The sequence below is a fragment of the Terrimonas sp. genome, assembly GCF_003075435.1.
In the GTDB taxonomy this organism is placed as follows: domain Bacteria; phylum Bacteroidota; class Bacteroidia; order Chitinophagales; family Chitinophagaceae; genus Agriterribacter.
The window spans coordinates 1-12103 of sequence record NZ_QCZJ01000031.1 but is presented as its reverse complement, the minus strand read 5'-3'; the positions used below and the strand labels follow the sequence as shown (position 1 = coordinate 12103).

At 40.0% G+C, this 12103-nt stretch carries 8 protein-coding genes; 3 read left to right on the top strand and 5 right to left on the bottom strand.

Features of this window, described 5'->3' with window-relative positions:
• Positions 1–83: 83 nt before the first annotated feature.
• Entirely contained in the window at positions 84–3101 is a 3018-nt protein-coding gene (locus DC498_RS22325; RefSeq protein WP_116876382.1) for a type IX secretion system periplasmic lipoprotein PorW/SprE, read from the bottom strand.
• A gap of 123 nt (positions 3102–3224) precedes the next feature.
• Between DC498_RS22325 and DC498_RS22320 the strand changes: the two genes are divergently transcribed.
• The 3 genes from DC498_RS22320 to DC498_RS22310 all read left to right on the top strand — a co-directional run bounded on the left by DC498_RS22320 (position 3225) and on the right by DC498_RS22310 (position 5460).
• The gene (locus DC498_RS22320) at positions 3225–3626 is read left to right on the top strand and encodes a hypothetical protein (RefSeq protein WP_116876381.1); all 402 of its coding nucleotides are present in this window, start codon (positions 3225–3227) and stop codon (positions 3624–3626) included.
• Between the two features lie 20 nt (positions 3627–3646).
• Positions 3647–4066, top strand: a complete 420-nt coding sequence (locus DC498_RS22315) for a bactofilin family protein (RefSeq protein ID WP_116876380.1) — start codon at positions 3647–3649, stop codon at positions 4064–4066.
• A gap of 197 nt (positions 4067–4263) precedes the next feature.
• The gene (locus DC498_RS22310) at positions 4264–5460 is read left to right on the top strand and encodes an SGNH/GDSL hydrolase family protein (protein ID WP_116876379.1); all 1197 of its coding nucleotides are present in this window, start codon (positions 4264–4266) and stop codon (positions 5458–5460) included.
• Positions 5461–5896: 436 nt separating this feature from the next.
• Here the strand turns inward: DC498_RS22310 and pafA are convergent, their stop codons facing one another.
• From pafA to DC498_RS22290, 4 genes are read right to left on the bottom strand one after another with little or no spacing between them, the layout of a single operon-like run.
• On the bottom strand, positions 5897–7564 hold the full coding sequence (gene pafA / locus DC498_RS22305; RefSeq protein ID WP_116876378.1) for an alkaline phosphatase PafA: 1668 nt from the start codon (positions 7562–7564) through the stop codon (positions 5897–5899).
• A gap of 56 nt (positions 7565–7620) precedes the next feature.
• Positions 7621–8907 carry a purple acid phosphatase family protein gene (locus tag DC498_RS22300; protein ID WP_165813935.1) on the bottom strand — a complete coding sequence of 429 codons (1287 nt, stop codon included), beginning with the start codon at positions 8905–8907 and terminating at the stop codon, positions 7621–7623.
• Between the two features lie 44 nt (positions 8908–8951).
• Entirely contained in the window at positions 8952–10049 is a 1098-nt protein-coding gene (locus DC498_RS22295) for an alkaline phosphatase family protein (protein WP_116876376.1), read from the bottom strand.
• An 18-nt stretch (positions 10050–10067) separates the two neighbouring features.
• Entirely contained in the window at positions 10068–11717 is a 1650-nt protein-coding gene (locus DC498_RS22290; protein WP_116876375.1) for a glycerophosphodiester phosphodiesterase family protein, read from the bottom strand.
• Positions 11718–12103 lie beyond the last annotated feature (386 nt).

Here is a 12103-nt window from a genome sequence, read left to right as displayed (position 1 = left end):
TAATTATTAAAAAATATCAATTGTATATGTTTTGCAAATTTCATGCGCATATTTTAGAATTAATACCACGAATGCACGATTTTTTACTGTTGTCCGGGATAATTTGACTGCACAAAATTCTTATAAATGTCAAGATTCTTATTTGTTCTTAAAACATCAAGATTTGCCGGTGAAATTATAGTTAAATAGTATTTGTCGGCAGCCAGCCAGGGCACAATCTGCGCACCCGCAACCTTTTTTGTTCTTTCAACATATTCGAGCGCTGCTGCGGCATCTGAAAAATCCGACATTAAAATAAGTTTGTTGTTATCGTCTAATGTTTCTATGCTCATTTCAACCGGTTGTGCCCTGTATGATTCCCGGTTATACCTGTTGAATGCATTTCTCACTTCGTTAACATATACCACGTCTACTTTATTGAGTACGACAGCAACAAAATGCGGTTCGGCGGGATTATAGGTGAACCCCGATTGCTTAACAACAGGTTTTTTAAGCATGGAAGAATCTATAGCAGGCCTTGCCGCGGTTGCTTTGGGCGCTGTTATATCGGTAGTTTTAGGTTCCGGCTTACGCTGGGCTACCTGTTCTTTACCAGGAGCTTTTAACTGAGGTTCCGGTTGTTTTTCAACAATCTGTTGTTCGGGCTTTTTTTCTTCGGGTAATATGACAGCATCTTCTTCGGCACGTTCAATATTTAAATCTGCAAGATATTTTTCAATAGAAGCACGACGTTTTAAAACATCAATAATATTTTCAGCTTTTTTAGCCATGCCCGATTCGGCGTTGATATTTATAAGATTTTTTAAAGCATTTATTGCAGAACTGTCATCGCGTTGTTTAATGTAATAAATCGATTCAATATATAATAACTGCTGCGTCCAGTATACGTTGCCGAATAAACTGTCAGCCTTGATCTTTTCAATCACAGCCTGTTCAAAATTTCCTTCAAGGAACAGGTTATATATCCTTTCGTAATTTTTAGTGGCATCGGTTTGCAGCTTATTAATGCTCTCCAGCGCAGCTTTAGGGTCATCAATAAACCGCAGGTATTTGCTTTGCTTGTTATGCTGCGTCAGTAATTCCCTGTATTGTTTTGCTTTAACCGGAAGATTTAATTTAGTGTAACAGTAATTCAGGTTGAACAGCGCTTCCTCCAGGTTGGGTGTATTGGGAAAGCGGTTCAGCAACTCTTCGTATTTCTTTACCGCTTCTCCGTAATCTTCAAATTTGTCTTTAAATGTATTACCGAGAAAGAACAGTGCTGATTCAACAGAATCGTTAGATGCAGTTAATGCCTCAGGCGTAAGCGGAACTGTTTTTAATAATCCTTCATAACTGATGTCGGTTAGTTGTTCTTCTTTCTGGTCGAGCGGTACCCGGCTTGCACCTGGATTGATATTGGGCGATTTTGACCGGGCTGAAACATCGGTAATGCGTCTCCAGTTATCAACATTTGGCCTGGTGCCCCATGTACTTCTGAATGTTGAAAACCCCTTTGATTTTAAGGAGTTGTTATAAAAATACCAATCTCCTTTTCCGTTAGCTGCAAACATGTCACCGGCGCCTTTATTGGCATAGGGGTTATTAGAGCTGAAACTGCCCGAAGAATCGGTTTCTTTCAGTCCTCTTTCTTTACGTAGCCGTTTTGCCGCCGCTTTCAGGAATTTTTCTCTTTCAGCCTCAGGCATGGCCGCAATTTTTTGGAGGCTGTCCTGTGTAGATATCGTCTTCAGTCTTGAAATTACTTCAGCTAGAGCCGCCTTTCTCTGCCCGATTTCTTCAGGATTTTTAATAAGCGGGCTGCCTGCATCAAGGCTGTCATAGGCCTTTGCGGCAAGTTCATATTGTTTATGGTCAAAAGCAAGATTTCCGAGGTAGAGGTATGAACGGTTTTTTTGTGTCAGGTCTTCCTGATTATAGGTTACACTTTTCAGGAGCCAGGTTTTTGCTCCATCAAAATTATCGCGCTCCATTTCCATTTGGGCTGCCATATAATAAATGATGCTGCGGTAATTATAATACCTGTCACGCCTGGCCATTTTCAGCAGTTCCTGAATATTATCTTCAATAACTTTTTTGTCATCATCTCCATGTGCCAGCTTAATTTGATTGAGCCTTGCATATACCATCATTACCGGATCAATGGCGTGTTTTATGCTAAGATCGAAATATTTATTTGCTTCTGTTTTGTTTTTGCTGAGGGCGAATAATTGCCCGATGAGGTACTCCCATCTTGCCTTTTCAGCCATATTTTCCGCATTGCTTAATGCAGGTATAAGATGATGTGCTGCACTATCCCACATGCTTTGCTTATAAAAAAAGTACGCCTGCATTTCTTCAAATGAAGGCTTTAACCTTTCAGGAAAGATCTCATCTCTTTTTAATGTCTGGATTAAGCCAGATGCATGTCCGAATGCGCTGTCTTCTATAAAAGTTCTGACCAGCCACACCAATGCATCATTGCGCCTTGGGGGTTCGCTAAATACTTTTTGAACAACACCTTTTCTTTCTTTGGTAGAGATGTTATATACATTCCCCTCATCATTCAGGTTGCTGCCTACAAATTTCTTAAATCCCAGCTCTTCCGGTTTCTTAGGTTGAAAATAATAATTGAGATACTGAAAGGTGATGCCTGCGGAGTCCATCTGGTCTTTAAAAAAATATGCTTTGCCCATTAAAAAATACATATCATCAATCCACTCGTTTCTTAAATCGTGCAGCAGAATAGCGGCATTGCACTTTTGCAACACTGAGTCCAGCTCGGTTTTTTGGGCAGCGGTAGCTTCTAAAGTATAATTATAAAACGGCAATAGTTCTGTATAGTCATCCCTGAAAGCCTGCTTGGCTCCTGTAATAACATCATTTAACTTGATCTCACCGTTAAAAAAGAAATTGTAATGTGTGCTCATCCCCTGCATCAGCCTGCGTGGAATGGTATACTTTGTAGTAAAGGTTTTATCCGAACCTAATATACGTTTCTCATATTTCTCGGGTTTTTTTACATCCAGTGTAGCATCTTTTTGTGCTATTGCAGATGAAATAAAACCACAACAAAATAAAAAGAGAACCAATGTCGTTAAAGCTTTTTTACGATAGGACATGAAGTTGTAGTTCGGTAGTATAATAAACTAATTTTCAGCGAAATTATTTCAATTGTACATTTTTTCAAGTATAAGTTCTTACAACTTGGTCAAAGTGGTTATTTTTAACAGAAATAACTGATAATGGCAAAAATATTCGACGCAGACGCAACGCTTCAACGGCTCAGGAACAGGTACAGAATGGTGATTATGAATGATGATACCTATGAAGAGGTTGTTACGCTGAGGCTTTCGAGATTGAGCGTATATATTACTTTGTGCACAATTTTTGTGTTACTGGTGGGTTTAACCGTTGCTTTGCTGGTATTTACGCCGCTGAGGTATTATGTGCCGGGTTATGGAAGCGGATCGGAGCGAAGGGAGCTGATAACATTGAAAATGCAGGTTGATTCGTTACAGCAGGAAATGAAATACAGAGATAAATACTTTGAGAATATTCAAAATGTATTAAAAGGAAATACTACAGCTATTATTACAGATACAACCCTGTTAACCATACCTAAGGAAGATAAAACCGAAGATTAATTCACTAAAAACCAATAACTATGTTTTCATCAAAATCCAGGTCTGACATTGAAATTAACCCATCTTCCTCAAGCACAAGCCTTATTGGTGCGGGTACAATAATTAAAGGTGATATTATAAGTAATGGTGATATCCGGATTGATGGTACGCTTAAAGGTAATATTTCAGGCTCGGCAAAGGTGTTGATTGGTGCTGAAGGTGTGATTGAAGGAGATGTGGAAGGCCAGCAAGCCGATATTCTGGGTAAAGTAAGCGGTAAAATCCTGATCAAAGATCTGTTAAACCTTAGGGGTAAGGCAATTATTAAAGGTAATATCAGTGCCGGTAAACTGCAGGTTGAACCTACGGTTACTTTTAAAGGTCAGTGTCATGTTGGAGAAGGTACTGTTGCTGATGTTGTGGAAATGAAAGAAGAAGAGCCTATAGCTAAAGCAAAATAGCAGGTTGTTTTTTAACCAACTTAAACAGGAAAATTTTCTTTTCTAAGAAAATCCCTGCATAATAACCAATTATGCAGGGATTTTTGTTTTTTGATCGCACTAACTTCAACCAGCCTGTAAATATGCACAAAGAAAATCGCTCCTAATCTTCTGAATTGTATCTTGTTCAATATTTTTATTCAAATTTTGCAGCAGCAATGAAAAAAATACTTTTGTTATTTGCTTTTACACAAACATTTGTAAATCTTTACCCGCAACAATCACAGATTGAGCAAACAGCCACTACAATTTTATATAAAAGAATTTTAAACGATAGTGATCAATTCCCGGAACTGTTATTGAATAATGTAGCCTGTAATTTTACGGCGCAGGGATTGGTTATTACAGGAAAGCAGCAGATCATCCGGTTGAATAAATATTATGCCCTGGCAGAAAGACTGGTGCGTTACCATGCTCGTTTTTCTGCAACTACCAAAGCTGTATTTCAAAGTAGTACAGGAGATTTTAAAGTGGTAATAGATGTTCCCGGGCAAACGGTTGCTATAGAAACCAATCCTGCTATATGGAAACGGGTGAGGATCGACCCTGCGAATGAATATATAGTGGAAATACAGCGCCATTACCAGCAATCCAAAGTTATTATTGCAGATCTGGTTACCGGTGAAGAACAGGAAGTGGTAATAAACGGCAACGGTGCAGGTGGCGTTGGTGAAGGTGCATATAACAATGAGCATGGTATAGTACATCAATGGGATTATTACTGTTTCGGGCTTTTGGACGGCGATGCATTAACCATAAGGCAGATATGTGTGCAGGCAATGGAGAGCGGGCTTACTTTATTGATATATGGAGACTCCATTACCCAGCCCGAAGGATATTTTCCGGCTAAGGATTTTTCGTTATCGTGGACGCAACTTATCATGCAGCATGTAAAGGGGAGGTCGATATCGAGTGGACGTGGTGGCTGCACCATTAAGGAAGTGCTTGAACGTATTAAGAATGAGTTGCCTTATATAAAGGCAAAATATGTAATGGTTACCATAGGTACCAATGGTGGCAATACAGAGCAAAACCTGGGCGAGCTGATTGAATATATTCAGGCAAACGGAGCCATACCAATCCTCAATAATATACCGGCTAATGAACATGCAACACAGCGGGAAGCTAATATGCTGATTGAAAAAGTTAGAAAAAAATACGGTATTAATGGTTGCAGGTTTGATATTGCTACCTCCTTAAACCGTGATGGTAAGGAAGTAGACAAAACTACGATGTGGCACGAAGACTATACCCGCATCAATAACTGGGGACATTATTATCACCACCCCAATGTAAAAGGTTCACGCCTGATGTACCTGCAAACCCTGATTGATATACCGGAGATATATGAATAAAGAATACAGAAAAAATAAAAAGTGAGTGGTGATTATATTTTCACCGCCCACTTTTATACAAACTATGATATAGTTACTAAATAGGGCTTGCTGTTTAACTCCCGGCATTTATTTTTTTAAGTTTTTACCAGTAACCGGGTTAGCCGCCTCTTTTTGTATGGTTTCGCCGAAGGCAAAATTGAAAAAATGCGAAACATATTTTTTCAAAAGACAAAAAGCAGCGGCGTTCTGGTTACGCAGCCCGCCGGCTGTGGAGGCAAAAAAGGTTCGTAAAATTTAATTATGGCGAAACAGCTGCATGGTTTTTGAAAAATTTGATTCAAAACCCTTGCAGCAATTTAATAACCAAAGTATGAATATACAATGATCTTTATCAGAATATCACCAAATGGAGTTAAACAGCAAGCCCTAAATACAGGTAACTGAATTATTCATATCATCTTCCTCCCGTAACTTCCTGTATAGGCTGACCAATAGAGCCGCTTGGCATTTGTATTCTTAATAATGCTGCTACTGTTGGAGCAATATCCGTCATACCGGTTACACGGTTGGTATAGCCTGGTTTTATTTTCCAGCCCATCCACACCAATGGAATATGCGCATCATAAGGATACCATGTGCCGTGTGTGGCGCCTTTTATGCTTCCGCCTTTCCAGGTTGGTTGAATAACAACAGTATAGTCGCCACTTCTTTTTACATTATATCCTTTAATCATCATAGATTTTATTGGTTCGGGAACTGCCGCTGTACCCAACTCTTCATTGGTTAATACGTTGGCAATACCGTCCGCTTTCAGCAGCACGCTTTTAACTATTGCGTCTAATTGTTTCCGGTCAACATTTTTTTGATTGAGCTCATCCCAGTTCATGTAAAGCTGATAGTTGGTGAAAGCAAGGATCGGTTTTTCTACGCCAAACTTCTGTTTCAGTGTTTCGGTCAGTTTTCCTGAAAAATCATCTCCTGAAATAGCACCTGAAGGCATTTTGTTTTCAAGGTAATAACCAGGTGATTCTGAAACACCGTGATCTGCTGTTATAAAATACAGGTAGTTGCCTTTGCCGAATTTTTTATCAAGATAGTTGAAGAAGTCTGCAAGGTCTTTATCCAGGCGCAGATAATCATCTTCCTGCTCTATTGAGTTTGGTCCGTAAGTATGCCCTATAGCATCAGGACTAGAAAAGCTGATGGCTAAAAAATCTGTGAATTTACCACCTCCTAAATCATAACCTTCTATAGCTGCTTTGGCAAATTCAAAAGTGAGTGTATTGCCATAAGGCGTTGTGCGAACCGCGCCGTAGTTTTTGCCGATAAACTGTTTCAGGTCTTTGGGAAATACCGGTTTTTTTTCACCATTTGCTGTGCCCTCATAATCCTTATCATCAGCCGTGCTCAAGGTATAAGTTTCGATGGGATACAGGGTTTTCCAATCGTTTTTGTAATAGGTATCAACTATTTTTTTCTCATTAAATCGTTTAGCCCACTCCGGTAGTTCTTTCATATAATAGGTGCTGGTAATGAAATTACCATCACCATTATACCAGAATGCTCCGGTAGCGGCATGACCACCAGGCAGAATAGCGGCCCTGTCTTTAATGGCAATACCCACTGTTTTGCTTTGATAGTTTGAGGCTATCCTTAATTGATCGGTAACAGTGGTAACAAGATTATTATGAGGAGATTGTCCTCTGCCGGGTTTTTCAGCACCCACGGTTAAGGTAGCATCGTCATTAACGCAGCCAATATCTTTCCCGGCTTTCCTGTCATACCAGTCATTACCGACAATACCATGTATGGCAGGTGTTGATCCTGTATATACGCAGGTGTGCCCGCATGCAGTAATGGTAGGAGAATAATCAATCAATGTATTTTCGCAGGAGAAGCCTTCACGTATCAATCTTTTAAATCCACCTTCAGTATATCGGTTTTGAAAACGATATAAATAATCCCAGCGCATCTGGTCAACCATCATACCAACAACTATTTTGGGCTGAGATGGTGTGGCTGATGTTGTTTTTGTTTGACTATAAATGATATTAGAGAGAAGTAAGCCTAAGCCTAATAAAAGTGTTAGCCGGCTTTTTTGATTCAGTTGTGGAATATACATGATAATAATAATTTATTGAGCGTGAGCAAGGTAAAGATTTTGTTAGAAACAGCGTGTTAGTAATCCTTAATATTTGTGAGATGATTTTGCCATATTGCCGCTACTCCCGGTTCATTTTCTACGAGTTTATTTCTCCGGCCTTTTCTTTTTATCAATTCAAAAGAATCATAAAGCGCCCCGGTTGCGGTGTAGCATTTATAAGAAAGTACGTCACCGTCAACAGTGATAAGCTGGTATAATTGTGTGTGCCCTCCGTTTTTATCCATCCAGTCTTTTTTATTTTCTTCATACATTTTTGAGCCTGCAACCGATATCACATACATGGTTCCGGAAAACTCAGGGCCGTTTTCGTAAGGAATTTTTTTCATACCTCTTGCATAGGCATGATCATGCCCCTGGAGTATGAGATCAACTTTATATTTATCGAATAATGGCTTAAAATTATCTCTCAGCCAGGGGTTATCGCGGCTCTTACTTACAGAATAAACAGGGTGATGAAAAATAATGCAGGTCCATTTATTGGGATTATGTTTCAAAACAGAGTCAAGCCAGAGTTTCTGGCTGATCAGATCCTCCGGTACTTCTTCTGCTTCATTAGAGTTGAGCGAAATAAAACGCATGCCCTGTATATCGGTAAAGTATACGGTTTCTTTCAGTTTTTCAGTTGCGGGCCCGTTCTCTGGTAAAGTAAACTGTGGTCTCCAAAGCGCAGATAAATTTCCATCTTTTGTTTTGGAATATTCATGATTTCCCGGAGAAGGAATGCCTGGTATCATAGCATGTATAAAACTTCCGCCGTAAAACAATTCTCCCCATTCATCATCATTATCACCACGGTTAACGATGTCGCCTGCATACATAATGGCATTGGCTTCAGGCATTTTGCCAAAAGCTTGTCTAACAACTCGTGGCCATAGGGTTTTCATACCAACCTGTACATCTCCCATATATATGAAAGAAATTTTATCGCCTGGCTTACCTGCTGTTTTAATATGAAACCATTCGCTCCAGTATTTGTCGTAACCCACACGGTACATATACTTTGTGGCCGGCATTAAATTTTTTATTACTATAGAATGATAATAAGCTGAAATATCATTGTGCTGAAAAGGAGAAGAAACTGCTTCATGCTTGTTTGCTTTTACAATATCTGCCGGGTCTGCAGATACCGGCATTATTTCAACAATGCCTTTAGTTACGGCGGTTGATGTGCGCCAGGTAATGGCAACCGAGGTTGAAGGATCTTCGGTTACATTCAGAACTATTCTGTCAGGATTTTCCAGGGGAGGAAAAGGATTAGGTGTTTGCTGGGCATTTGCATAGGGCAATATAAATATTGCCATGACAGTGATCATACATTTTTGTTTTGAAAAAAAAGTCATCAGTATTAATTTTTTATTTCTTTAATAGCATCTGCAATAGGGTGTTCGGTTTTATATGTTAAGCCAAGCAATGAGGCGATGGTTTGTGCAAACTGTTTTTGATAGAGCTGCATATCTTTTGATACTTCACCTTTTGCAGGAATGCCTGGTCCCATTACGGCAAACCATATTTCATCGGCACCTGCTATGCGTGAGCCGTGGCTTGTCCACTGCTCTTTTTTCGAATCCCCGCGTCCATGATCGCAGGTTATAAGAAGTGCGGTTTTATCCTTGTATGCTGGTGTACGCTGCACATAATTCCAGATATCACTTATCCATTTATCGAGGTTTTTTGCAGCATCCAGGTAATCTTTATACCTGCCGGCGTGAGCCCATTCGTCTGTTTCACCATAAGCAATGTATAGTACTTTGGGTTTTCTTGTTTCTAAGTGTTCCATTGCACCATAATGTGTAAAAACATCAAGACATTCCCCATATCCAAATGGTTTATAGGAATCTTTAAGCATTGCATTAATCAGCAATTCTTTTGTTGTGGGGTTTTTACCACCAGTTGTATCAAAAGCGGCAATTACAGGAAAACCTGCACGTTCTTCATTCAAAATCCTGTTAAATGCCCCCCATGCGCCAAACGCCGCTACCTTACCTTTAAATGCAGGTAAATTGTTGATATACTCGAGCACGGTTACATGAGGGTTGGCCTGATATTCATTAGAATTTACGGCAGGGTCAGGATAGCCGGTAAAAATTTCATTATAGCCAGGGTATGAAAACCAGTGTGGGTTTGCCACGTTCACCTTATTGTTCTTTTCCCTGTTGCCGTATAGCTGGCCTTTAGCCGCGATAGTATTCCAGAAAAAAGGCATCAGTTTTTTTCGCCTGCCGGAAGGATCCTCTGACCAGTAGTTTTCGTATATTTCAATGCTGTCTCTTCGTCCCTGGTTAAAGCGTCCGTCGTTTGCAAGTGCAGTATCCATGCCTTTAAAAACTTCCTGCCAGCGTAAACCATCCGTTGTAATTACAATCACATTTTTAATATCAGTTGCTTTTTGCTGGGCAATTAAATAAGCCGGAGCCAGGAACAGGAGAATGATCATTTTTTTCATAAAAAATATGTTGGATTACTAATTGGCAGGATAATACTTGTCGAGCCATACAAGCATTTTAGCAAATACGTCAATCGCTGAAGCCGGGCTCATACCATGTTTTTCTTCAGGATAAATTTCCAGTTGGGCCGGCACCTGCAGGTTCTGTAATTTTTTGTACAGATTTTCTGCCTGGCTTACGTCTACCAGCGGGTCTTTGCCTCCATGAAATAATATGGTAGGGACTGCGGTTTCCTTATTGAGAAATAATGCCGGGCTGGCATCTTTGGTAATTTGCGCGTTCACATCTTTTTCGCCCAGAAAACGGATAACGGTATTGTCAGCATCGCTGCCATCAGGTCTTATTGATTTATCGGTGAGATCCGTTGGACCCCACAGATCAACCACGGTCTTTACCTGTTTTTTTGCATCATGTCCATAAGCATACAGCATAGCGAGGTGAGCGCCTGCACTGCCACCCATCAACGCGTATTCATCACCGTTATATTTGTATTTTTTAGCGTTTTTGGTAATAAATTCAATCACTTTTTTTACATCTTCTATCTGTGCGGGAAAGCGGTTCATGGTATCTTTTACCAGGCGGTAATTCATTGAAGCAACCACGTACCCTCTTTTGCCGGCAAGTTCTTCGATCAGTTGTTTGGGAAATTCTGATTTATCGCCTCCGCTCCATCCGCCGCCGTGAATATATAATATTACCTTAGCGCCGGGTTTAAGATCATTGGGGATATAGGCATCAAACTTGTTCTGATCATCCGGCGCGTTACCGTATTTGATATTCTTTAATTCCCTGTAATTTTTGTTCCTGTATTTTGCATAAGGATCAATTTGGGTAATATTCCTGCCAAGCCCGTTTCTTAAACCTTTTTCAGCAAGGTATTTTACCAGCTCGGCAGGATGATCTGTTTGTATACCCTGTATACCTTTTGAAATAGCGGTATTCCATATTGCTGGAGCTTCGTCATCGCTTTCAACATCTAACCAAACTGCAACGCCGTTATCATTGGCCGTAGCGATCATGGCAGTGTCATACACATTATCCAGCACTTCAATAGTGCCCTGGCTAAGAAAAAAGGAAAGTTGTTCTTTGTTGGTAACGCCATCAATCACACTTGTGATCAGCGGCATTCCGGGAGCTGTTGAACGCCATTTTTTGTATTGGGAGATGCTGTTCAGGTAAACCGCTACCTGGTTTTCCATTCCCGCTTCCTGTATTTGCCTGTACGTTGATGCAACATCAGCGTCTTTAAAATCAAGATAGATATTAATTTTTCCCTTGCATGTTTTTAATACCTCGGCAAAAGTCGGGATGCGGTATGTTTTTTTTGCGGGCTTATTTTTATCGCTCACTTTTAATGCCTGCAGCGCCGCAAGCATTAAATCTTTTACATTGCCTTTTCCATCGGTCATTCTATCCACAGAAGCATCATGATGCAATACCAGGTAACCATCTTTTGTTGTGCGAAGATCTATTTCCACATAATCAGCACCACTCTTTATTGCTTCCTTAATGGAAGCGATGGTGTTTTCAGGAACTTTGGTATGATCGCCGCGATGGGCAATTACGGCAAGGTTATATTTTGTTTTGGGTAGGGAGACCTGCCGCTCCTGGGCAAAAATGCTGAACAAACAAAATCCAAAAGCAAGTGTTGAAATAATCTTTTTCATTTGGCTGATTTAGGTGAATTATTGCTTCCGGTAGCCGGCACATTTTTAAAGTAGTAGCCGCCCTCATTGGAGCACAAAAAGGATATATTATACTCATGGATAATAAGGATACCGGCGATAAAGCTACCGGTTATTCTGAAAATGCGGATGCCGGCATTTCATTTTTTACCACAAAGCCGCACTAAGGTTTACGCAAAGAAATATAAAGAAAATACAACAATTGACACTAAAAGCTGATAGCTGATGGCTGATAGCTATTAGCTGTATTTGTCTTGTCCTAGCATAAGTAGACAGATTTAAGAACAAAAAAATCTGTAATACCATGACAAGAGATGTCCAAACGGTGATCCGGTATAGTATTAGCTTTAAGCAAAAAGTAGTCAGAG